Consider the following 21,450-nt stretch of genomic DNA (forward strand, 5'->3'; position numbering starts at 1 on the left):
GTGGCTTTATTTAAGAAGAAAAACTACATTCGCATCAATCCTAATCGAGGTCAGCTGCCAACGAACGAACCAGTCGTACCAGATAATCTTTGGGCGAAATGTCCTAGTTGCAAACGAACGCTTTATACGAAGGAGATGGGGGCAGAGAAAGTCTGTCCTCACTGCGGGTATAATTTCCGAATCAGTGCCTGGGAACGGATCGCTATCACGATTGATGAGAAAAGTTTTGAAGAATGGGACACAGATGTAACCACAAAAGATCCTCTTGATTTTCCTGGATATTTGGATAAAGTCGCACAAATGCAAGAAAAAACTGGGTTGCATGAGGCTGTCCTCACAGGAGAAGCAAAAGTTCAAGGATTGCCGTTAGCGATCGGGATCATGGATGCGAATTTCATCATGGGCAGTATGGGAACGGTCGTGGGGGAGAAGATCACCCGTTTGTTTGAACGTGCGATCGAAAAACAGCTACCAGTTGTTCTTTTTACCGCTTCAGGTGGTGCGCGGATGCAAGAAGGAATTTTGTCACTGATGCAAATGGCAAAAATCTCTGCAGCGGTAAAACGCCACAGTAAAGCTGGCTTGTTTTATCTAACGGTTTTAACGGACCCGACAACCGGTGGCGTCACCGCTAGTTTTGCGATGGAAGGGGATATCATCCTGGCAGAACCGCAAGCCTTGATCGGTTTTGCTGGACGACGTGTGATTGAACAAACCATTCGTCAGGAACTACCTGAAGACTTTCAAAAGGCAGAGTTTCTGTTAGATCATGGCTTTGTCGATCAAATCGTTCCGCGGACGAACTTGCGGGAGAAAATCCACCATTTGATTTCTTTGCATACGCGGAAAGGATGGGATCGTAATGACTAGAGCAGCCCACGAAATCGTTGAACTCGCTCGCAGCAAAGACCGTTTGACGGCACTGGATTACTTTGACGGCATTTTTTCTGAGTTTGAAGAGTTTCATGGAGACCGTCTGTTTGGCGAAGATGAAGCCGTTGTTGGCGGCATTGCTTGTTTAGATGGCAAGCCAGTGACCGTGATCGGTATTCAAAAAGGCCGTAATCTGCCTGAAAATTTACGCAGAAACTTTGGCTCGCCACATCCTGAAGGCTATCGCAAAGCGTTACGCTTAATGAAGCAAGCAGAAAAATTTCAGCGACCTGTGGTCACATTGATCAATACAGCAGGGGCGTTTTGCGGTATTGGCGCGGAAGAGCGCGGAGAAGGCGAAGCGATTGCCCGTAACTTGATGGAAATGTCCGATTTAACGGTGCCGATCTTGGCAATCATCATTGGTGAAGGCGGCAGCGGCGGTGCCTTAGCACTGGCATTAGGCGATGAGGTTTGGATGATGGAACATTCGATCTATGCCATTTTATCTCCCGAAGGCTTTGCTTCGATCCTATGGAAAGATGGCAGCCGTGCCAAAGAAGCTGCTGGCTTGATGAAGATCACAGCTCAAGAACTATATGAACTCGGTGTTATTGAAAAAGTGATTGCTGAAACCCATGAAGAGGCCTTTTTACCGAAAGAGCAATTGATGGAACAGATGAAAGCGGCAATTTCAAAGAAACTTGCCGAACTTTCTACCTTGCAAACAGATGAATTGCTTGAGGCAAGATATCAACGTTTTCGCCGATTTTAAAAACTAGGATATCCACTCTGATTAGAGGATGGGTATCCTAGTATTTTTTTATTAAAAGTGTTATTGAATAAATCGTACAAATGGCGAAGTTTCTAGTTTAAAATTTAATTATTCTGTGCTATTATGTATATATTCTGAATATAAGAAGATTATATTGCATAAATATTTGTTTTGAAGAGGAGCGTTTTTAATGAAAAAATTATTTGGAGCACTTGTTGTATTGACGGGGATTTTGGTTTTAGGAGCTTGTGGGAATGGCGGCTCATCGAGTACTGGAAGTTCTAGTGCCAGCGGTTCGTCGGATAATCAATTGGAAGCCATCAAAGCAGCTGGTGTGTTAAATGTGGCAACTTCTGCTGACTTTGCCCCGTTTGAATTTCATGCCTTGATCGATGGCAAAGATACGATCGTGGGCGCAGATATCGATATGGTCAATGAGATCGCTGATCGTCTTGGTGTCGAAGTGAATATTTTGGACCTTGATTTCAATGCTGTTTTGACTGCTTTGCAACAAGGGAAAGCCGATATCGCTGTTTCAGGCATCTCAGCAACTGACGAACGTAAACAGACTTTTGATTTCACCGATAACTATTTTACACCAGAACAAAAATTAGTTGTTAATAAAAACAATGAATCGGCATTTGATTCAATCGAAAGCTTGTCTGGCAAAAAAGTAGGCGCTCAAAAAGGCTCGATCCAAGAAATGATCGTTCAAGATCAATTAGCTGATTCGCAATTGGTTTCCATCGCCAAAGTTCCGAATCTAGTCAATGAATTGAAACAAGGCTCGATCGACGGTTTGGTCCTTGAAAGTGCGGTTGCTGAATCGTATGTTGCACAAAATGATGACCTCGTGATCACTGATGTAGCATTAGAAGCATCTGAAGGCGATTCTTATGCAATTGCTTTACCTAAAGGGAGTACCGAATTACAAGAAGAACTAAACAGTATTTTGAAAGAATTGATTGAAGATGGTACAATCGATGAGTATGTACAAAAGAACACAGATCTAGCCAACGAAAATGCGGCGCAATAGATAGAACGGAGTAGACACAATTATGGATTTATCCTTTTTAGCGATATATTACCCTTATTTTCTTTCTGGTGTGGTGATCACCATCGTGATCTCTATCATCACCGTGATCTTTGGAACGATTCTAGGGGTGATTTTCGCCCTGATGAAATTATCAAAAGTGACGCCTTTGCGCTGGTTTGCTAATGCGTATATTGAAGTCATCCGCGGCACACCGATGCTGGTGCAGATATTGATCGCTTTTGGTCTTTTGCAAGGAATGTTTGCCTTGCCGACGGTCTCGATCGGCGTGTTGAGTCTTGATTTTGGGCGGCTATTTCCTGGGATCATTGCGCTCTCGCTTAATTCTGGGGCATATGTTGCTGAGATCGTCCGAGGGGGAATCAATGCCGTTGATTACGGTCAAACAGAAGCGGCTGGTTCTTTAGGGTTGCGGCCTTTTCAAACGATGCGTTATGTCGTATTGCCACAAGCACTACGCAACATTTTGCCGCCACTAGGCAATGAATTTATCGTTTTGATTAAGGATTCCTCTTTGCTTTCAACGATCGGCATCTACGAGCTGATGAACAGTGCGCAGATCGTTGTCACCAGTTCTTTCCAACCATTAACGCCTTTCTATGTGGCGGCGGTCATTTACTTCATCTTGACGTTTACGACTTCGCGACTATTGAGTTTATGGGAAAAGAAACTAGGCAAAGGCTATCGTCGTTAAAAGGAGAAGACAAGCTATGATGTTAGATATTCAAGATTTACACAAAACCTTTGGCAGCAATCAAGTGCTAAAAGGGATCACAACGACGATCGATCAAGGAGAAGTCGTAGTGGTGATTGGGCCATCTGGGTCAGGAAAAAGCACGTTTTTACGCTGTTTGAACCTATTAGAAGTACCGACAAGCGGAAAAATCTTTTTTGAAGGAACCGATATTACCGATCCAAAGAATGATTTGTATAAGATGCGTGAAAAAATGGGTATGGTATTTCAAAATTTTAATCTTTTTCCGAATATGACGGTTTTAGAAAACATTACTTTGTCCCCGACGAAAGTCAAGAAGGTAGCAAAATCGGCGGCTGATCAGTTGGCAAAACAACTACTAAATGATGTTGGCTTACCAGACAAAGCAAAAGCCTATCCTCAAAGTCTTTCTGGTGGACAAATGCAACGAATCGCTATCGCACGTGCCTTGGCGATGGAACCAGACGTGATGCTCTTTGATGAACCGACTTCAGCGTTAGACCCAGAAATGGTTGGCGAAGTATTGTCCGTCATGCAGCGTTTGGCTCAGCAAGGAATGACGATGGTCATCGTCACTCATGAAATGGGCTTTGCGAAAGAAGTCGCGGATCGGATTTTATTTATGGATCAGGGAATCATTATGGAGGAAGGAACGCCAGAACAGATCTTTGATCATCCGAAAAATCCACGAACCATTGATTTTTTGAGTAAAGTATTGTAAACTGCGAGAAGTTCGCAGTTGTTAGTGATAAATTTGGACCTTTCCTAAGCATCCTTTCAGTAAAAGGATGCTTTTTTGACGGAAAAAAGACTACTTTAAAGAAGTGATAGAACAAACGGTTATCTTGGCAGGTTCCTTTTTCAGTTCTTTTACAAGAAACCTGCAGAAACTGGCGCACTTGCTAGTATTCAAAAAGATTCTATTGTATAATTACAGGTTGAAGAGGTCTGATCTTGATAGAAACCATCTGCGTGATTGTAGGCAGATCGGACTGTTTCTTTTTAAGGATCGACAATTTGGATCGATGACTAGTCACCGATTTTTAATACGTGAAGAAATCATGCAGCAAAGGAGATTTTATGTTTTCAAATTATAAACCGACTTGGATGGTCGATGCGATTTATAAAATCACCCCTAGCCAACTAAAGGCACAGGGGATCAAAGGGATTTTGACCGATCTTGATAATACCTTGATTGCTTGGAACAATCCTGACGGAACCGAAGAACTAAAAAACTGGCTACTGGAAATGAAAAATGCTGGGATACCGGTAGTTGTCGTTTCCAACAACAATAGTGAACGAGTGGCACGGGCAGTTGCGCCCTTTGGCTTAAAGTACGTACACCGCGCATTAAAACCTTTTTCAAGAGGGATCAAACAAGGCTATCAACAATTAGGCTTGAAAAAAGAAGAGGTCGTGATGATCGGCGATCAAATCATGACGGATGTACGAGGTGCCAATCGTGCCGGTGTTCGCAGTATTTTAGTGAAACCAGTGATCCCAACGGATTCTTGGAAAACCCAATTTAATCGAGCCGCAGAAAGAATAATCATGAACTATTTATTGAAGCACAACCCAGAGTTAAAATGGCGTGGAGGAATTTAATATGACAGAAGGAATCGAAGAAATTCACTGTATCGGCTGCGGGGCAGTGATTCAGACAAAGAACCCCAATGAATTGGGCTACACCCCGCAATCCGCATTAGAAAAAGGACTTGAATCAGGAGAAGTCTATTGTCAACGCTGCTTCCGTTTGCGCCATTACAATGAGATCCAAGATGTTTCCCTTACCGACGATGATTTTCTGCGTCTACTGAATGAAATCGGGGAAAAAGAAGCCTTGATCGTTAATGTCGTTGATATTTTCGATTTTAATGGTTCATTGATCCCAGGACTGCACCGCTTTGTCGGCAATAATCCTGTTTTATTAGTGGGCAACAAGGTGGATATTTTGCCAAAATCTTTGAAAAAATCGAAGATGACCCAATGGATGAAGGAACGTGCTCATGAAGCTGGTTTAAGACCAGTGGATGTATTATTGACGAGTGCCAAGAAGCCAGGTGAAACGGAAGCTTTACTGCAAGCGATCGAAACGTATCGTGAAGGACGCGATGTCTATGTGGTGGGTGTGACGAATGTTGGAAAATCAACATTGATCAATCAAATCATCAAACAAACAGCGGGGATCAACGAATTGATCACGACTTCGCGTTTCCCAGGAACCACATTGGATAAAATTGAGATTCCATTGGATGACGGACACTTCTTGATCGACACACCAGGAATCATTCATCGTCATCAAATGGCGCATTATTTAGGTAAAAAAGATCTAAAAATCGTGGCACCAGCCAAAGAGATCAAACCAAAGGTGTATCAGTTGAATCCAGAACAAACTTTGTTCTTAGGAGGACTTGCCCGATTTGATTTCATTCAAGGAGAACGCAGTTCATTTATTGCTTATGTAGCAAATGATGTGGCGATCCATCGGACCAAATTAACGAAAGCCGATGAGTTTTATGAGAAACATGTTGGTGGGCTGCTGCAGCCGCCGCGAGCAGATGAAGTGGCGGATTTTCCTGAACTCGTCCGTTTCGAATTTTCAATCAAAGAAAAAACCGATATCGTTTTTGCTGGACTTGGCTGGATCACGATCACCAAACCGTGTGTCATCGCTGGGTGGGCGCCAAAGGGTGTCGATGTGCTTAGACGTAAAGCATTAGTATAAGGAAGAAGGAAGAATATGGACTTACGAGGAAAACAAAAAAGATTTTTACGAAGTGAAGCGCACCATTTAAACCCGATTTTTCAAATCGGCAAAGGCGGCTTGAATGACGCGATGATGGCGCAAATTGAAGAAGCGCTAGAAAAACGAGAATTGATCAAAGTCTCATTGCTCCAAAATACCGATGAGGTTGCTGACGAAGCAGCTGAAACGATCCGTGAGAAAGTCGGCTGTGAAGTGGTACAGATCATCGGACGAGTGATCGTTTTATTCAAACCGTCAAGCAAAGAAAAATACCAAACGATTTCAAGCAAAGTTCGTTCAATTTAGGAGGGAGAAGGCATGCAAGGACAAACATTTGGAAAGGTACAAACGGTTTTAGAGACACAAACACAAGAACTTGTACCGAAAAAGCAAGTGGGCATTCTTGGTGGGAATTTTAATCCAGTACACTACGCACATCTGGTCATGGGTGAGCAAGTAGGGCAAGCATTAGGGCTGGATAAAGTTTATTTCATGCCTGAGTATTTACCGCCTCATGTTGATGAGAAAAAGACGATCCCAGCTGAGCACCGCTTGGCGATGTTGGAGTTGGCGATCGCCGATAATCCGCGATTTGCTGTAGAGACCATTGAGTTGGAACGAAAAGGTAAGAGTTATACGGTTGATACGATGCGGGAATTGACAGCTAAGAATCCAGATACCAATTATTATTTTATCATTGGCGGAGATATGGTGAACTATTTACCAAAATGGCATCAAATCGATGAGCTGATGGAATTGGTGACTTTTGTGGGGGTTCGTCGTCCAGAAGTGCCGATCGATAGCCCATACCCGATTATTTGGATCGATATCCCGCTAATGGATGTCAGCTCAACAACAATTCGTAAAAAAGTGCAACAAGGTTGTTCGGTTCGCTACTTATTGCCAGATAATGTGTTACACTATATTCAAGAAAAGGGGTTGTACTTGGATGAAGAGTGAACACTACACACAAGCAGAACGGGAACTTTTGATGCAAAAGGTCCAAATGCAGATGAGTCAAAAGCGCTTTGAGCATGTGTTAGGTGTCGAAAAAACGGCCGTTGCCCTTGCGGAAAAATATGGTGCTTCACCGGTCAAAGCCAGCATCGCCGCCTTGACGCATGATTATGCGAAGGAACGCAGCGATGAAGAATTTCAATTAGTCATTCGTAGAGACGGATTCGACTTGGATCTCTTGAACTGGAACAATGCTATCTGGCATGGACTTGTCGGTGCTGATTTCGTTCAACGAGAACTAGAAATCGATGACGAAGAAATCTTACAAGCGATCCGTTTGCACACCACCGGAGCTGCCAAGATGAGCCTGTTAGATAAAATCATCTATGTGGCAGATTATATCGAACCCGGACGTACGTTTCCTGGAGTCGTTGAAGCCAGAGAAATCGCAATGATCGACTTAGATGCCGCTGTTGCTTACGAAACGAAACATACCTTGCTTCATTTGATCGAAACAGAAGCAGTTATCTACCCAAAAACGATCGAAACCTACAATTTTTGGGTAGCCAAATATAGGAGGGAATTACCATAGATAGTCAGAAAATATTAGAAATTGCTGTAAAAGCCGCCGATTCAAAACATGCCGAAGATATTATGGCATTAGATGTGCGGGAAATCTCTTTGCTAGCAGATTACTTTGTGATCTGTTCAGGAAATAGCGAACGTCAAATCAATGCGATCATTGATGAAGTCATCGATAAAGAAGAAGAAAATCAAGTATCTGTTCGCCGTGTCGAAGGAAAAGATGGTGGAAAATGGGTCTTGATCGACTTAGGTGACGTGATCGTTCACGTATTCAGTGCCTCAGAACGTGCTTTTTACAACCTAGAAAAATTATGGTCTGATGCGCCGCTTGTGGATCTTAATGAATGGGTCGTGGCGTAATGGCTTACGAAACCTTCGCATTTGTCTATGACGAAGTAATGGATTCCAGTCTCTATAAAAAGTGGCTGGATTTTTCTTGTCGTCATTTAGGAAAAAGAAAACAGCTGTTAGAATTGGCTTGTGGAACTGGTGCGTTAGCCGTTGAGTTTGCCAAGGCTGGTTTTGACGTGACTGGGTTAGATCTTTCAGAAGAGATGCTGATAATCGCTAGTCAACGGGCTGAAAAAGAAGAGGCGGCTGTGCAATTTGTTGCGGGTGACATGCTGGATCTCGTAGATGTTGGCATCTATCAAGCAATTACCTGCTATTCTGACTCCCTTTGCTACATGGAAGACGAGCAGAGTGTGCAGCAAGTGTTTGATGGTGTTTACAGTTGTTTAGAAGAAGATGGCGTCTTTTTATTTGATGTGCATTCCTTATATCAAATCGATGAAGTCTTTCCTGATTATAGCTACCATTACCAAACGGATGAATTTGCCTTTCTTTGGGAAAGCTATCAAGGAGAAAAAGACCATAGCATTGAACATTTCTTGACCTTTTTTGTTGCACAAGAGAATGGGTTGTTTGAACGCTTAGATGAGCTTCATCAAGAAAGAACCTATCCTCTCGAAAGCTATTTAAGAATGTTAGAAAATGCTGGTTTTGCTAATGTTGAATGCTACGCCGATTTTATCGATACGAAACCAAATGAAAAAAGCCGTCGCTGGTTTTTTGTCTGCCATAAGTAACCGTTATGTAAAACAGGAGGGATGTCGATGAAGGCTTGCGGACTAGTCGTAGAATACAATCCATTTCACCATGGACACCAATACCATGTGGAAAAAGCACGGCAAGTAACGAACGCTGATGTCGTCGTTGCGGTGATGAGTGGCAATTTTTTACAGCGTGGCGAACCAGCAATCATCGATAAATGGCAGCGAGCTCAAACGGCATTGCAAAATGGCGTCGATTTGGTCGTTGAACTGCCATCCGCTTGGGCCGTCCAGTCTGCTGATTTTTTTGCAGCGGGAGCGATTAGGATCTTACAAGATCTGCAATGTGATTCTTTGTGTTTTGGAACAGATACGAAACACCCCTTCGACTATGCTAAGTTTGCTCACTTTGAAAAAGAAAATCAACTGATTATCGATGACGCATTTCAACGCTTAGCTAGACAAAATACTACCTATAGTCAAAAAATGAGTGCGGTCCTCAGTGAGCTTTATCCCGAGTACCATGCAGAAAAAGACCAGCCCAATCATCTATTGGGTATGGCGTATGCACGGGAAGTGCTGCATTATGAAAAACCAATGCGCTTGGTCCCCATCCAACGCGTTGCGGCGTCTTATCATTCAGAACAATTCGATCATCCCACGATCGCCAGTGCAACAGCCATTCGCCAAGCAATCAAACAAGGTGCAGCTGTTGTGGATTTTGTTCCTGAAGCCACACAAAACTTTCTTTCACAAGCAACAGTCGACTGGGAAGCCTTTTGGCCGTATCTTCAATACCAGATCATTTCTGCCCCAATCGAAAAATTAGCTGCTATTTACCAGATGGAAGAAGGATTAGAATATCGACTAAAACAATATGTGACGGCGGCGGATTCTTTTGCAGATTTTATCAAGTTGTTAAAGACGAAACGTTATACCCAAACGCGGCTGCAGCGTCTTGCTTGTTATGTATTGTTCCAAGTGACAAAAGCTGAAATGAAGGAAGCTCAAGAACATTCCTTTATTCGAGTCTTAGGGTATACGAAGCAAGGGCAGCACTATTTAAAAGAGGTCAAAAAAGAGCTGACCCTGCCGCTGATCGCTAAATTTGGTAAGCAAGAAGCACAGCGCTATGGCTTGTCATTGCGGATCGACCAGATTTATCAGCAAGGGAATCCTCAAATCACAGAACAAAATTTTCGAAGAATTCCGCTTTTTATTGATAAATAAGTGAAAATTACTTCACAGAACGCCATTTGACAAGTATAATGAATAAGGATTTTTAAAAACAAGAAAGCGAAGTGAAATCATGGGTCGTAAATGGGCAAATATCGTAGCGAAAAAAACTGCTAAAGATGCAAACAATAGCCGAGTTTATGCAAAATTTGGAATCGAAATCTACGCAGCAGCAAAATCGGGTGATCCTGATCCTCACGCGAACCAAAAATTACGCTTTGTTATCGAACGTGCGAAAACCTACAATGTGCCAAAACACATTATTGACCGTGCGATTGAAAAAGCCAAAGGTTCTGGCGATGAACAATACTCAGAACTTCGATACGAAGGATTTGGACCAAATGGATCAATGGTGATCGTCGATACGTTGACAAATAACGTCAACCGTACCGCAGCCGATGTTCGGGCCGCTTTTGGTAAAAACGGCGGGAATATGGGTGTTTCAGGGGCCGTTGCTTATATGTTTGATAACACGGCACTCTTTGGCTTTGCCGGTGACGATGCAGATGAAATCTTAGAATACTTGATGGACAAAGAGATCGATGTTCGTGATGTTGTTGAAGAAGATGGACAAATCATCGTTCACGGTGAACCAAGTGACTTCCATGCCATTCAAGAAGCCTTGAAAGAAAAAGGAATCACTGAATTCTCAATTGCAGAAATGCAAATGATTCCTCAAAATGAAGTAACCTTGACGGGTGACGATCTAGAAAAATTCGAAAAAATGATCGATGTGTTAGAAGATCTTGAAGACGTACAAAACGTCTATCACAATGTGGCAGACGCGGAAGAATAAGTGTCACTTGGCAGCCTAGAGACAATCTGGCTGCCATTTTTTTAGTATGTTTTTTTATGTAGAAGCTTTATCGCTTATGCAAGAGAAATAATGAAGCGGTAGCGTTGCTCATTTACTGAAAATTCTTCTGTGTTGATCATCTTTTCAGTTGGTTTCTATACATTTTATGTGTTATGATTTACTACATAAGCAAACAAATCGTTAGGGGGGCAGACATGGAAGAAAAAATCGTTTTAGAGCCATTTAATCGAATCTTAAGTGGTTTTGAAAAGCTAGCAGAAGTGTCTGTATCGATTTCTGACTGCTCGGCTCTTTGTCGGAAATATCAAAAGTATGGGGTAGAAGGGTATCGTCTAGGTGATTATCGTGGCTCTTCTTATTTGAATCGTTATTTAAATGTCGTCGTTGATCGCGCACCCTTATTAATTTATAAAGAGCGATTCTTGATTCCATTAGTCTTTCGCATGTCGGAATACTCTGAACGGCTCTTTATCGATGAGTATCGAATGGAAGGGTTCTTCTTGCTGTTGGATTGGCTTTTAGAGCACCGACCAGAAAAAGCAATTATTGATTATAAACGAACGCGTGCTTTGCCTCATAGAAAAGAATTTGTCATCGACAGTTCCTATGTACTTTTTCGATTGACAGAAATTCTGGATGGCGCTGGCTTTCCTCTTAGTCGCTTTACGACGATTGAAGAATTTAGTGAGTGGAATCGTACCCATCGCTTGATCGATAACGGCAGCATTGGGCGACATACAAAATTATTCGTTCCAGAAGATCCCGAACACGTTTCTGAGCTGCAAATGATTTTAACCATCGTAGGGATGCGCTATCCAGAAACCCGTTTATTTATTGGCGAGTTAAAAGGCTAAAAAAACATCACGATCGGCTTGTTTCCTTTGGGAACTCGCCGAAAGTGATGTTTTTTGTTATCCGATCGTTGATGCTTCTTGGAACTGATAAGTGGTAGGATCAGCTTTTGCTAGCAGCGGCAATTCCTCTTGGGTGAGGACGGTCAACTGATGCATCGCCCGTGTCGCCATTGTATAAAAAATCAATTGGTCTTGTTCAGTCACGAAAGTGGCACCTGGTGTCCAGACAAATACTTGGTCAAACTCTAGCCCTTTTGCTAAAAAGGCCGGGAAGATCATCACATTGCGTTTCATGAAGTCTTCTTCAGAGGTGATCAGCTGCACTTGTTCCTGCATTGTTTCTGCCAGCTGGGCATATAACTGCTGGCAATCCTTTGCGGTTTTACAAATGATCGCGGTGCGCCAACGCTGATTCTCAGCGGCGTCACGAATACTGGTTTCTAGGAAAGCCAGATTTTCAGTTGCAGTTCCTTTAACAATTGTTGGTACCGCCCCTTTACGAGCCGTCAATTCCACTTGATCACTGCCAACTAAAAATTGATTGGCGAAATCTGTGATTTCCTTAGTCGAACGATAGCTGGTTTTCAATTGATAACGTTTCACACTTTCGCGGGGGAATAATTCTGCTAATGCCCCGACGATCGTTTCATTGCCATACACTTTTTGATTCAAATCGCCGCACAGGGTGATGCCAGCCTTTGGATAAAGCTGACGCAGTAGGGCCACTTGTGCTGGTGGAAAATCCTGCATTTCATCGATAAAGATAAACCGAGCTTTTTCTTCGACATGAACAGGATAAAGCTGTTTGATCAGTAAGAAAAACAAAACGGCGTCTTCTTGTTTGATCTGTCTTTGGCGCATGCCTTGTCGAATATCAGCAATACTTTGCTGCCAAGCCGCAGCCTCGATGCCAGTTTCTTTGACTGCAGCAGACTCAACCGATTGTAAAAAGTGTAAGTATTGCTTGGCTTGGTTGATAAACTGAAAGTTTTTCACTCCCTGCGTCAAGGAACGGAACTTCTTGCGGACGATCTGCTGTCTAAGTTTCTTCCGCAAACGGCGTTCGTTTTCTTCGCTGTATTCTTGATGAGGATCATTGGCAAATACTTGTTGCAATTGTTCTTCGGTCGCTTCTTTGACCCAGTCTTTTTTGGCTTCATCTTTTTCCAAGCCGCCGATTTTTTTTAATAATTTCGTTTGAAGCAGTTGGGTTCTTTGGTAAATCGGCAGTTCGTTATTGGTTTCTTGATACCAGCGGCGAATCTGTTCTTTTGTCAAATAGGTTTGCCCTTGGATTTTTAGATCACGGAACAAGGGACCGATTGGTGCAATCGAACGGACATAACGGTTGATTTTTTCCACCAAGAAAAGACTACTTTTGATTTTTTCAATGGCATCATCGTCGCCGCTTAAAAAGGTTTCTTCTTGTTGGGTTTCTTTCGTCACTTCATAGCCAGTCAGAATCAATTGGATAAAGTGGTGGAAGGTTCTTGTGGGCACTTCACTTTCACCTAAAGAAGGCAGGACCATGGAAATATAGTCAGAAAACAAATGATTGGGTGAAAACAGCAAGACTTGTTTTTCGTCCAACCATTTGCGATTCCGATAAAGTAAAAAGGCGACCCGTTGCAACAAAGCAGAGGTTTTCCCACTTCCAGCAATCCCTTCGATCAGTAAGAATTTATTGGTGGTATCACGAATGATTTGATTCTGTGCTTTTTGGATCGTCGAAACGATGTTACGCATTTGAGAAGAAGAGGCTTCATCCAATATTTCCAACAAAAATTCGTCATTGATGATCTCCGAAGTATCGACCATCGACAAGATTTCACCATTTTGAATTTTAAATTGGCGTTTCAAAAGCAATTCTACCGTAAACCGATCAGTGTCTGTTTCGTAGAAGGTCTCACCAAGCTCTCCTTCATAATAAAGATTGGCGATCGGTGCGCGCCAGTCAATGACGATCGTTTCTTCATCTTTGTCTCGCAATGAAGCGATCCCCAAATAGAGGGTCTCGGTTTCTTGTTCTTCTTTGAAATCGATTCGAGCAAAATACGGATTGCCCGCCATCGTTGTTAAGGTTTTGACGCGTTTTTCTTGTGATTCTGCGGTTTGGTATTTTATCAGCAATTCTTGTTCATGCTGCTGGTACTCGATAACTGATTCATAAAAGGCTTCACTGTCGCCCCCGCGAATTTTCTTATCGGCGATTTCTTTTAATTGATCATCCATTTTAGCGGCTAACTCTTGTTTTTGCTGCGAAAGGATCGCTTGTTCTCTGTGGATCAGAGCAATGGTTTCATTGACATGTTGTTGTTCTTTTTGACGTTCGTTCACGAAGGATCCTCCTTAAAAAAATTGCGACATAAAATTATAGCATATTTTCCCTGCGAATGTCGTGGAAAAAAAGAAACTATGCTAATATTTATAAAAAGAGCTTAGGTGTTCAAAAACGAAACGAAAAAGAGGTGTAGACGGTGAGGGAAGAAGCAGAATTGCACCAATTGATCCTGTCTGTGGGGCAACGTGTTGGGGCACGTGCCATCGGTTTATCTGGTTCACGGACCGATCCACAGGCGCCAAAAGATTTTTTACAAGACTTTGATGTGGTTTACGTAATGGATGATATTCAGCCCTTGGTCGATGATCCTTCATGGTTAGAAGCCTTTGGACCGATCATGATCAGGCAAACACCGGAAGCTAGCACCATCTATCCGCCAAGTTTGGGCGGGTGTTTTACGTACTTGATGCATTTTTTAGACGGAGTAAGAATCGATCTCATGCTATGTCCTCTTGCATTGGTCGATCGTCTGGCTAACGAACCAGGCTTGCAGCCGCTGCTTGATCCAGACCAAATACTAAGTTTTGCTAATCAAGCAAATCATTCGCATTACTGGATCAAGCGCCCGACCCAAGCCGCTTTTCAGGAACACTGCAACGAATTTTGGTGGGTAAGCACGTATGTCGTGAAAGGGCTGCTTCGAAAGCAGCTGATTTATGCTGCGGATCATTTATACACTATTTGTTGGCAAGAATTGTTATGGATTGAAGATTTGTTCGTTGCCCAAGCTCAGCAATTTCAGGTGAGTACAGGGAAAAATCATAAATACCTACAGTCGTTTCTAACGGAAAAGGAGTGGCGGGAATTGACCTCATTGCTTGATTTTTCCACGATCACTGCCTGCGGTCAGTCCCTCTTGAAGATGCAAAAACGTTTTGATGGCCAAGCAAAGAACATCAGCGAGAAATTAGGGCTGGCCTATGATTGGCAAGAAGCTGAGAATGTCCAAACATATACGAAGTATTGGAGTGAAAAAAATTGGCAGATGAAACCAGAGAATCAAAAATAAAAGACTGTCAGATTCAGGCGTTTTGGCAGCGGTTTTTAAAAGCAAATCCAAGAAATCAATCTCCTTTGACCTATGAAGATGCTTGGTCCTTTGGTGATACCCCACAAATGGCCGATGAACTGGCAGCACTGGTTTTAGCTGGCAAAAAGACGGCAACGACATCTGCCGCTGCGCTCTATGAAATCGAGCAAGAAGCATTGCCGCAATCAGGAACCTATAGTGTCCTTTTAAATGGGTCGGATGTACCAAAAGCTGTTCTTTACTTAGAGTTAGTGTCGATCGTGCCTTTTGATGAGGTGACAGCAGACTTTGCCTTTTTAGAAGGGGAAGGAGATCGCACTTTGGCTTATTGGCGCCGTGTTCATGAAGCTTTTTTTCGACGAGCTTATGCCTCAGCGGGGTTGTCTTTTCACGATCAAATGCTGTGTGTTTGCGAAAAGTTTTGTGTCGTTTATCAGGAAGAATAAAGTCATGGTTTTCTTTGGAAACCAAGGTAATAGATTTTGTCTTTTTGAAAAAGGTGTATAATCAAAAGCAAACAAAGGAGGAAGTCGTATGCCATTTATCCATGTCGAACTAGTTGAAGGACGTTCGCAAGAGCAACTGACGAATATGATGAAAGAAATCACTGAGGCGGTCCATAAAAATACAGGCGCCCCTAAAGAGCATATCCATGTTATCATCAATGAAATGAAGCAAGGAACCTATGCTGTGAATGGCGATTGGAAATAATTCTCTTGCTTTTTTATCAAGAGAGTGGTTTAATTGAGCCATAATCGATCAATAAAAAAGACACCTGAATTTGAGAGTCTTCGATAAGAGAGGGAAATCTTGGCTGAAAATTTCCTAGAAGAAAACCAAAGGATGACCACTTTTTTAAGACCTCTGTTGAAACGGAGGCGGTTGAACCGTTATCTCATGAAGAGGAAAGCAGACTTTTTCTGTTTTTGAAGAATAGGTGGAACCACGAGTGATCGTCCTAGTATCGTAACCGATACTAGGACTTTTTTTATTGATTGAAATCATCAAAGGAGGACATTCATATGTCATTATTTATTACATTTCCTGATGGCGCAAAAAAAGAATTTGCTGTTGGGGTAACAACCAAAGAGATTGCTGAAAGTATCTCGAAAAGTCTTGCAAAGAAAGCCTTAGCTGGAAAAGTCAATGGACAACTGATCGATCTTTCACGTCCGATCGAAGAAGATGCAACGATTGAGATCGTGACACCCGATCATGAAGACGCCTTAGGCTTACTTCGTCATTCGACAGCTCATTTAATGGCTCAAGCCATGCGCAGACTCTATCCATCGATCCATTTTGGGGTAGGACCTGCAATTGATTCTGGTTTTTACTATGACACAGACAATGGGGAAAACCCAGTAACTGCAGAAGATCTACCAGCAATCGAAGCAGAGATGATGAAGATCATCAAAGAAAATCTGCCAATCGAACGCCGCGTGTTAACAAAAGAAGAAGCGTTGACCCTTTTTGCCGAAGATCCATACAAAGTAGAGTTGATCACTGAATTACCAGATGATGAAACGATTACTGCCTATCAGCAAGGTGAATTTGTCGATCTTTGCCGCGGTCCTCACGTCCCATCAACTGGTCGTATCCAAGTGTACAAATTGTTATCAGTGGCAGGTGCTTACTGGCGTGGAAGCTCTGACAACCAGATGATGCAACGGGTATACGGAACAGCCTTTTTCGATAAAAAAGACTTGAAGGAATTTATCCGTTTACGGGAAGAAGCAAAAGAACGCGATCATCGCAAATTAGGAAAAGAATTAGAATTGTTCATGTTATCACCTGAAGTCGGCGCTGGTTTGCCTTTCTGGCTGCCAAAAGGAGCTACGATCCGTCGTACGATCGAACGGTATATCGTGGACAAAGAAATCAGCTTAGGGTACCAACATGTGTATACACCAATCATGGCAAACGTGGATCTATACAAAACCTCAGGGCACTGGGATCATTACCATGAAGACATGTTCCCGCCAATGGATATGGGTGATGGGGAAATGTTAGTATTGCGACCAATGAACTGTCCGCATCATATGATGGTTTATAAAAATGACATTCATTCGTATCGTGAGCTACCGATTCGGATCGCTGAATTAGGCATGATGCACCGCTATGAAAAATCAGGGGCATTATCTGGATTGCAACGGGTTCGGGAAATGACTTTAAACGATGGGCATACATTCGTCCGTCCGGATCAAATCAAAGAAGAATTCAAACGGACACTTGATTTAATGATCGGTGTTTATGAAGACTTTAATATCACCGATTATCGTTTCCGTCTAAGTTATCGTGATCCACAAAACAAAGACAAATATTTTGATGACGATGCAATGTGGGAAAATGCGCAAACGATGCTAAAAGCCGCTATGGATGAATTAGAATTGGATTATTTTGAAGCAGAAGGCGAAGCAGCTTTCTATGGACCAAAACTAGATGTCCAGGTGAAAACAGCTTTAGGCATGGAGGAAACCTTGTCAACGATCCAATTAGATTTCTTGTTGCCTGAACGGTTTGACCTAACGTATGTTGGTGAAGATGGTGAAAACAACCACCGTCCAGTGGTGATCCACCGCGGCATCGTTTCAACGATGGAACGCTTTGTGGCTTATTTAACGGAAGTCTATAAAGGCGCATTCCCAACTTGGTTGGCGCCGATCCAAGCATCGATCATTCCAGTTTCAGTCGAAGCTCACAGTGACTATGCTTACGAAATCAAAGAACGCTTGCAGGCACAAGGACTGCGGGTAGAAGTGGATGACCGCAACGAAAAAATGGGGTATAAGATCCGCGCATCACAAACCCAAAAAATTCCTTACCAAATCGTTGTTGGGGATCAAGAAGTCAATGACGCGACAGTCAATATCCGTCGCTACGGCAGCAAAGAGACCCAAGTCGAAGAATTGAATCTGTTTGTTGATGCAATGGCTGCAGAAGTAAAAAACTATAGTCGAAAATAGTTTTATGATGGATGAAGCGAAAAAGCACCTTCTCTAAGATGGTGTTTTTTTGTCTAAATTCATAAAAATAAATAAATAGGTTTTGTTATGATGATTATATTGTAGTATAATTGATAAGTGGCAAAAATGAAAAAAAGAAAAGGAGTTTGTGATGAATTATAATTACGGAGTTAGAAAGAAATCGGTTGTATCGGTCATTTTATTAACATTTATTACTTGTGGCATTTATACATTCTTTTGGATGTACCAAACAACCAAAGAGCTAGCAGAGTACAGCGGGGATAATCGTCTTTCGCCAGAAACGTCGATTTTACTCACGATCCTTACTTGCGGATTGTACCAAATTTATTGGTGGTACCGAATTGCGGATATCTTTATGAGTGCACAACAACGAGCGAATATGCCTCGTCTGAGTGACAACAAAATCCTTTTTGTCGTCTTGAGCCTTTTTGCTTTTGATTTCATCAACATGGCGATTTTACAAGGAGATATGAACCAAATGTGGGAAGCTGCTGATCAAAATGCCATGATGTCATCTGCTACATCAAACGATTCGTCTGATTCAGATGATTGGGTCGATTATTGATTTGTCCGTTTAAATGGTTAACGGGGTTTCCTTGTCCAGGTTGTGGCATGACGCGCGCCTACTTGCACTTATTTCAGGGTGATCTTGAAGGAGCGCTGCATTTTCATCCCTTGTTTTGGTTGGTGCCGATCGTATTCGGAATCGTTTTGTTCAAAAAAAATCCAAAAATCAGCAAACTTTACCACAGTCACAACCTGTGGCTGACCTTGACACTTTTGGTATTAGTGGTTTATGGTGGTCGGCTCTGGCTTCATTTCCCACATGACGCGCCAATGGACTTTGATCCAGAGAGCATTTTCCCACAACTACTACGTCGGATTGGTCAAGTGATTCACTAATAGCCATTCACGCAAGCATTAAAATTCTTTAAGAAAATGCTTTGTTTTTTTCTGAAAGCGAAGGGAACATGCGACAGTAGTTGAATCTTTATGAAAATTGTGTTATATTTACAATGTAATGATACTTAGAGTGAGTGAGCGGTTTTTTCGCTCACTCTTTTTAATGGAATGAAGTTCGTTTCGTTGAGAAATAAAGGAGGCGATGTTGTGAGTACGGTAGTGGAAACTGTTACAGATATAGTGACCCCTATTCTGGATGCGCAAAAATTTGAATTAGTTGAAGTAGAATTCGTGAAGGAAGGGAAAAATTGGTTTCTTCGTGTGTTCATCGATAAAGAAGGCGGAATCGATATCGAGGAATGTGCCTTTGTCAGTGAACAACTTAGTGAACAATTAGACCAATGCGAACCTGATCCTATTCCACAGGCCTATTTCTTGGAAGTTTCTTCCCCTGGCGCCGAGCGTCCATTGAAGAAAGAAGCAGATTATCAACGGGCAGTCGGCGAGTACATTCATGTTTCTTTATATCAACCGATTGATGGAGAAAAACAGTTCGAAGGCTTTTTACAGTCATTCGACGAAAATCAGCTAGTTATTAAGACCCGAATCAAAACCAGAGAAAAAGAACGAACGATCGACCGGAAAAATATTGCCAAAGCTCGTTTAGCCATTCAATTTTAAACACGGAGGAATGAAAGAATCATGAGTAAAGAAATGTTGAATGCATTGGATGCATTAGAAGCAGAGAAAGGCATTTCAAAAGAGATTGTCATCGATGCCTTGGAAGCGGCATTGGTTTCAGCGTACAAACGTCATTACGGGCAAGCGCAAAATGTGGAAGTTGAGTTTGATCAGAAAAAAGGCAACATCCACGTCTATGCAGTCAAAGAAGTGACAGAAGAAGTCATGGACTCGCAACTAGAGGTTTCATTAAAAGAAGCGATGACAATCAATCCCGCTTATGAAATCGGCGACAAAATCCGTTTTGAAGTAACGCCTAAAGACTTTGGTCGTATTGCGGCGCAAACGGCAAAACAAGTCATTTTGCAACGGGTCCGTGAAGCAGAAAGAAACATTATCTATAACGAATTTAGTGCGTACGAAAAAGACATTCTGCAAGGAATCGTTGAACGCCAAGACAATCGTTATATCTATGTAAACTTAGGCAAAATTGAAGCCGTGCTTTCAAAACAAGACCAAATGCCAAATGAGTTTTATCAACCCCATGATCGGATCAAAGTATTCGTTTCTCGTGTTGAAAATACTTCGAAAGGCCCTCAAGTATTCGTTAGCCGTAGCCATCCAGATTTGCTACGCCGATTATTTGAACAAGAAGTGCCAGAAGTATATGATGGTACTGTAGAGATCGTAAGTATTGCTCGTGAAGCAGGGGATCGTGCCAAAGTCGCTGTTCGTTCCTTTGATGCCAACGTCGATCCAGTCGGCACTTGTGTCGGCCCTAAAGGTCAACGGGTTCAAGCGATCGTCAATGAACTAAAAGGCGAAAACATGGACATCGTGGAATGGAATGAAGATCCAGCGATCTTCATCGCCAATGCGTTGAATCCAGCAGAAGTCAGCGACGTTATTTTCGACGTTGATAATCCGAAGGCATGTACTGTTGTCGTGCCTGATTACCAATTATCATTGGCGATCGGTAAACGCGGACAAAATGCTCGTCTAGCAGCCAAATTGACTGGCTTCAAAATCGATATCAAATCAGAAACAGATATGGAAGAGTTTTATGCGAAGCTGGATGAAGGCGACTATATCGATGAGTATGATGCAACTGCTTCAGAAGCTGCTGAAGAAAGCAGCACAGAAGCAACAGAATCTGCAGAAACAGTTGATGAAGCGATCCTTTCATCAGATATGACTGCGGATGATTATGAAAATGTTGAGTTTGACGAAAAATAGTTGAGGTGAGATCGTGATGAAAAAACGAAAAATTCCTTTACGAAAATCAGTGATTTCAGGCGAAATGCTGCCTAAGAAAGAAATGCTTCGTATCACTCGTTCAAAAGAAGGCGTTGTTTCCATCGATCCAACAGGAAAAATGCCCGGTCGAGGAGCTTATATAGCGATCGAACCGGCTGAAGCCCAGAAAGCATGGGATAAGCGGATCTTAGATCGGGTGCTGGAAACGAAATTAACAGATGAATTTTACCAAGAACTATTGGACTATGTAACGCACCAAAAAGCGCGAAAAGAGTTATTTGCAAATGAATAAAACCAAAGCATTAAATATGTTAGGACTAGCCATGCGTGCTGGGAAATTAGTGACTGGTGAAGAAATGACCTTAAAAGAGATTCGCAATGAGAAAGCTGCTTTGGTCATTGTCGCCAGTGATGCTGGTAAAAATACACAAAAGAAAATTAAGGACAAAAGTTCTTATTACGAAATTCCGCTCCTAGATGCATTTTCTGCTGATGAAATCAGTGCGGCCATTGGGAAACCAAGAATGGTCATTGGCATCTTAGATCAAGGATTTGCAAGGAAGGTGCAGGAATTAATATTAGGTTAGGAA

Annotated in this window: 26 protein-coding genes; 25 read left to right on the top strand and 1 reads right to left on the bottom strand. The window is 42.3% G+C overall.

The window, feature by feature from the left end:
- From accD to IGI73_RS06810, 15 genes are all read left to right on the top strand, one after another.
- Window positions 1-870 (top strand): acetyl-CoA carboxylase, carboxyltransferase subunit beta, encoded by an 870-nt coding sequence (gene accD / locus IGI73_RS06740; RefSeq protein WP_005225897.1) that lies wholly within the window; start codon window positions 1-3, stop codon window positions 868-870.
- Complete coding sequence (locus tag IGI73_RS06745) at window positions 863-1,648, top strand: acetyl-CoA carboxylase carboxyl transferase subunit alpha (protein ID WP_015509573.1); 786 nt, start codon at window positions 863-865, stop codon at window positions 1,646-1,648. Before accD ends, IGI73_RS06745 begins: the two co-directional genes overlap by 8 nt.
- Before the next feature lie 190 nt (window positions 1,649-1,838).
- Window positions 1,839-2,684, top strand: a complete 846-nt coding sequence (locus IGI73_RS06750; RefSeq protein ID WP_074536434.1) for a transporter substrate-binding domain-containing protein — start codon at window positions 1,839-1,841, stop codon at window positions 2,682-2,684.
- Between the two features lie 22 nt (window positions 2,685-2,706).
- Window positions 2,707-3,396: an amino acid ABC transporter permease gene (locus IGI73_RS06755; RefSeq protein ID WP_005225900.1), complete on the top strand. Its 690-nt coding sequence runs from the start codon at window positions 2,707-2,709 to the stop codon at window positions 3,394-3,396.
- A 16-nt stretch (window positions 3,397-3,412) separates the two neighbouring features.
- Window positions 3,413-4,138, top strand: coding sequence for an amino acid ABC transporter ATP-binding protein (locus IGI73_RS06760; RefSeq protein ID WP_005225901.1), 726 nt, complete (start codon window positions 3,413-3,415; stop codon window positions 4,136-4,138).
- Window positions 4,139-4,497: 359 nt separating this feature from the next.
- Window positions 4,498-5,022, top strand: coding sequence for a YqeG family HAD IIIA-type phosphatase (locus tag IGI73_RS06765; RefSeq protein ID WP_428206315.1), 525 nt, complete (start codon window positions 4,498-4,500; stop codon window positions 5,020-5,022).
- 1 nt (window position 5,023) lies between these two features.
- Complete coding sequence (gene yqeH / locus IGI73_RS06770; protein ID WP_074934716.1) at window positions 5,024-6,142, top strand: ribosome biogenesis GTPase YqeH; 1,119 nt, start codon at window positions 5,024-5,026, stop codon at window positions 6,140-6,142.
- A 15-nt stretch (window positions 6,143-6,157) separates the two neighbouring features.
- Window positions 6,158-6,469 (top strand): ribosome assembly RNA-binding protein YhbY, encoded by a 312-nt coding sequence (gene yhbY, locus IGI73_RS06775; protein ID WP_005225905.1) that lies wholly within the window; start codon window positions 6,158-6,160, stop codon window positions 6,467-6,469.
- A gap of 12 nt (window positions 6,470-6,481) precedes the next feature.
- Window positions 6,482-7,123, top strand: coding sequence for a nicotinate-nucleotide adenylyltransferase (locus IGI73_RS06780; RefSeq protein ID WP_005225906.1), 642 nt, complete (start codon window positions 6,482-6,484; stop codon window positions 7,121-7,123).
- Complete coding sequence (yqeK, locus tag IGI73_RS06785; RefSeq protein ID WP_005225907.1) at window positions 7,113-7,712, top strand: bis(5'-nucleosyl)-tetraphosphatase (symmetrical) YqeK; 600 nt, start codon at window positions 7,113-7,115, stop codon at window positions 7,710-7,712. Before IGI73_RS06780 ends, yqeK begins: the two co-directional genes overlap by 11 nt.
- 11 nt (window positions 7,713-7,723) lie before the next feature.
- Window positions 7,724-8,065, top strand: a complete 342-nt coding sequence (gene rsfS, locus IGI73_RS06790; RefSeq protein WP_034695537.1) for a ribosome silencing factor — start codon at window positions 7,724-7,726, stop codon at window positions 8,063-8,065.
- Entirely contained in the window at window positions 8,065-8,793 is a 729-nt protein-coding gene (locus IGI73_RS06795; protein WP_428206544.1) for a class I SAM-dependent DNA methyltransferase, read from the top strand. The genes rsfS and IGI73_RS06795 overlap by 1 nt, the downstream gene beginning before the upstream one ends.
- 27 nt (window positions 8,794-8,820) lie before the next feature.
- Window positions 8,821-9,987, top strand: coding sequence for a nucleotidyltransferase (locus tag IGI73_RS06800; protein WP_428206314.1), 1,167 nt, complete (start codon window positions 8,821-8,823; stop codon window positions 9,985-9,987).
- A gap of 79 nt (window positions 9,988-10,066) precedes the next feature.
- Window positions 10,067-10,789: a YebC/PmpR family DNA-binding transcriptional regulator gene (locus tag IGI73_RS06805; RefSeq protein ID WP_005225911.1), complete on the top strand. Its 723-nt coding sequence runs from the start codon at window positions 10,067-10,069 to the stop codon at window positions 10,787-10,789.
- Window positions 10,790-11,004: 215 nt separating this feature from the next.
- Window positions 11,005-11,664 (top strand): hypothetical protein, encoded by a 660-nt coding sequence (locus IGI73_RS06810; protein WP_005225912.1) that lies wholly within the window; start codon window positions 11,005-11,007, stop codon window positions 11,662-11,664.
- 57 nt (window positions 11,665-11,721) lie between these two features.
- Here IGI73_RS06810 and helD read toward each other — a convergent pair whose 3' ends face one another.
- Window positions 11,722-14,001, bottom strand: coding sequence for an RNA polymerase recycling motor HelD (helD, locus tag IGI73_RS06815; RefSeq protein WP_428206313.1), 2,280 nt, complete (start codon window positions 13,999-14,001; stop codon window positions 11,722-11,724).
- Window positions 14,002-14,141: 140 nt separating this feature from the next.
- Here helD and IGI73_RS06820 point away from each other — a divergent pair, with 140 nt between their 5' ends.
- From IGI73_RS06820 to IGI73_RS06865, 10 genes are all read left to right on the top strand, one after another.
- A complete protein-coding gene (locus tag IGI73_RS06820) occupies window positions 14,142-15,014 on the top strand; it encodes an aminoglycoside 6-adenylyltransferase (protein ID WP_118214889.1) in 873 nt (290 codons plus the stop codon).
- A complete protein-coding gene (locus IGI73_RS06825; protein WP_284591290.1) occupies window positions 14,984-15,481 on the top strand; it encodes an ASCH domain-containing protein in 498 nt (165 codons plus the stop codon). Before IGI73_RS06820 ends, IGI73_RS06825 begins: the two co-directional genes overlap by 31 nt.
- An 88-nt stretch (window positions 15,482-15,569) precedes the next feature.
- A complete protein-coding gene (locus IGI73_RS06830) occupies window positions 15,570-15,746 on the top strand; it encodes a 2-hydroxymuconate tautomerase (protein ID WP_005225916.1) in 177 nt (58 codons plus the stop codon).
- A gap of 311 nt (window positions 15,747-16,057) precedes the next feature.
- Window positions 16,058-17,998: a threonine--tRNA ligase gene (gene thrS / locus IGI73_RS06835; RefSeq protein ID WP_015509581.1), complete on the top strand. Its 1,941-nt coding sequence runs from the start codon at window positions 16,058-16,060 to the stop codon at window positions 17,996-17,998.
- Between the two features lie 151 nt (window positions 17,999-18,149).
- Window positions 18,150-18,584, top strand: coding sequence for a DUF4234 domain-containing protein (locus tag IGI73_RS06840; RefSeq protein ID WP_034857985.1), 435 nt, complete (start codon window positions 18,150-18,152; stop codon window positions 18,582-18,584).
- Entirely contained in the window at window positions 18,584-18,922 is a 339-nt protein-coding gene (locus IGI73_RS06845; protein WP_171805166.1) for a DUF2752 domain-containing protein, read from the top strand. Before IGI73_RS06840 ends, IGI73_RS06845 begins: the two co-directional genes overlap by 1 nt.
- A gap of 207 nt (window positions 18,923-19,129) precedes the next feature.
- Complete coding sequence (gene rimP, locus IGI73_RS06850) at window positions 19,130-19,603, top strand: ribosome maturation factor RimP (protein ID WP_005225920.1); 474 nt, start codon at window positions 19,130-19,132, stop codon at window positions 19,601-19,603.
- Between the two features lie 21 nt (window positions 19,604-19,624).
- Entirely contained in the window at window positions 19,625-20,839 is a 1,215-nt protein-coding gene (gene nusA, locus IGI73_RS06855; protein ID WP_060792086.1) for a transcription termination factor NusA, read from the top strand.
- Window positions 20,840-20,855: 16 nt separating this feature from the next.
- Window positions 20,856-21,152, top strand: coding sequence for an RNase P modulator RnpM (gene rnpM, locus IGI73_RS06860; RefSeq protein ID WP_005225922.1), 297 nt, complete (start codon window positions 20,856-20,858; stop codon window positions 21,150-21,152).
- Window positions 21,145-21,447 (top strand): YlxQ-related RNA-binding protein, encoded by a 303-nt coding sequence (locus IGI73_RS06865; RefSeq protein ID WP_015509584.1) that lies wholly within the window; start codon window positions 21,145-21,147, stop codon window positions 21,445-21,447. Before rnpM ends, IGI73_RS06865 begins: the two co-directional genes overlap by 8 nt.
- Window positions 21,448-21,450: the final 3 nt, after the last annotated feature.

It is taken from the genome of Enterococcus sp. DIV0755f, assembly GCF_051713725.1.
Classification (GTDB): domain Bacteria; phylum Bacillota; class Bacilli; order Lactobacillales; family Enterococcaceae; genus Enterococcus_D; species Enterococcus_D casseliflavus.

What these genes read in the sequence shown, in the direction of transcription:
- IGI73_RS06745 (WP_015509573.1), top strand. Translation starts at nt 863, where the DNA reads ATGACTAGAGCAGCCCACGAAATCGTTGAACTCGCTCGCAGCAAAGAC.
- IGI73_RS06750 (WP_074536434.1), top strand. Translation starts at nt 1,839, where the DNA reads ATGAAAAAATTATTTGGAGCACTTGTTGTATTGACGGGGATTTTGGTT.
- IGI73_RS06755 (WP_005225900.1), top strand. Translation starts at nt 2,707, where the DNA reads ATGGATTTATCCTTTTTAGCGATATATTACCCTTATTTTCTTTCTGGT.
- IGI73_RS06760 (WP_005225901.1), top strand. Translation starts at nt 3,413, where the DNA reads ATGATGTTAGATATTCAAGATTTACACAAAACCTTTGGCAGCAATCAA.
- IGI73_RS06765 (WP_428206315.1), top strand. Translation starts at nt 4,498, where the DNA reads ATGTTTTCAAATTATAAACCGACTTGGATGGTCGATGCGATTTATAAA.
- yqeH (WP_074934716.1), top strand. Translation starts at nt 5,024, where the DNA reads ATGACAGAAGGAATCGAAGAAATTCACTGTATCGGCTGCGGGGCAGTG.
- yhbY (WP_005225905.1), top strand. Translation starts at nt 6,158, where the DNA reads ATGGACTTACGAGGAAAACAAAAAAGATTTTTACGAAGTGAAGCGCAC.
- IGI73_RS06780 (WP_005225906.1), top strand. Translation starts at nt 6,482, where the DNA reads ATGCAAGGACAAACATTTGGAAAGGTACAAACGGTTTTAGAGACACAA.
- yqeK (WP_005225907.1), top strand. Translation starts at nt 7,113, where the DNA reads ATGAAGAGTGAACACTACACACAAGCAGAACGGGAACTTTTGATGCAA.
- IGI73_RS06795 (WP_428206544.1), top strand. Translation starts at nt 8,065, where the DNA reads ATGGCTTACGAAACCTTCGCATTTGTCTATGACGAAGTAATGGATTCC.
- IGI73_RS06800 (WP_428206314.1), top strand. Translation starts at nt 8,821, where the DNA reads ATGAAGGCTTGCGGACTAGTCGTAGAATACAATCCATTTCACCATGGA.
- IGI73_RS06805 (WP_005225911.1), top strand. Translation starts at nt 10,067, where the DNA reads ATGGGTCGTAAATGGGCAAATATCGTAGCGAAAAAAACTGCTAAAGAT.
- IGI73_RS06810 (WP_005225912.1), top strand. Translation starts at nt 11,005, where the DNA reads ATGGAAGAAAAAATCGTTTTAGAGCCATTTAATCGAATCTTAAGTGGT.
- IGI73_RS06830 (WP_005225916.1), top strand. Translation starts at nt 15,570, where the DNA reads ATGCCATTTATCCATGTCGAACTAGTTGAAGGACGTTCGCAAGAGCAA.
- thrS (WP_015509581.1), top strand. Translation starts at nt 16,058, where the DNA reads ATGTCATTATTTATTACATTTCCTGATGGCGCAAAAAAAGAATTTGCT.
- IGI73_RS06840 (WP_034857985.1), top strand. Translation starts at nt 18,150, where the DNA reads ATGAATTATAATTACGGAGTTAGAAAGAAATCGGTTGTATCGGTCATT.
- nusA (WP_060792086.1), top strand. Translation starts at nt 19,625, where the DNA reads ATGAGTAAAGAAATGTTGAATGCATTGGATGCATTAGAAGCAGAGAAA.
- rnpM (WP_005225922.1), top strand. Translation starts at nt 20,856, where the DNA reads ATGAAAAAACGAAAAATTCCTTTACGAAAATCAGTGATTTCAGGCGAA.
- IGI73_RS06865 (WP_015509584.1), top strand. Translation starts at nt 21,145, where the DNA reads ATGAATAAAACCAAAGCATTAAATATGTTAGGACTAGCCATGCGTGCT.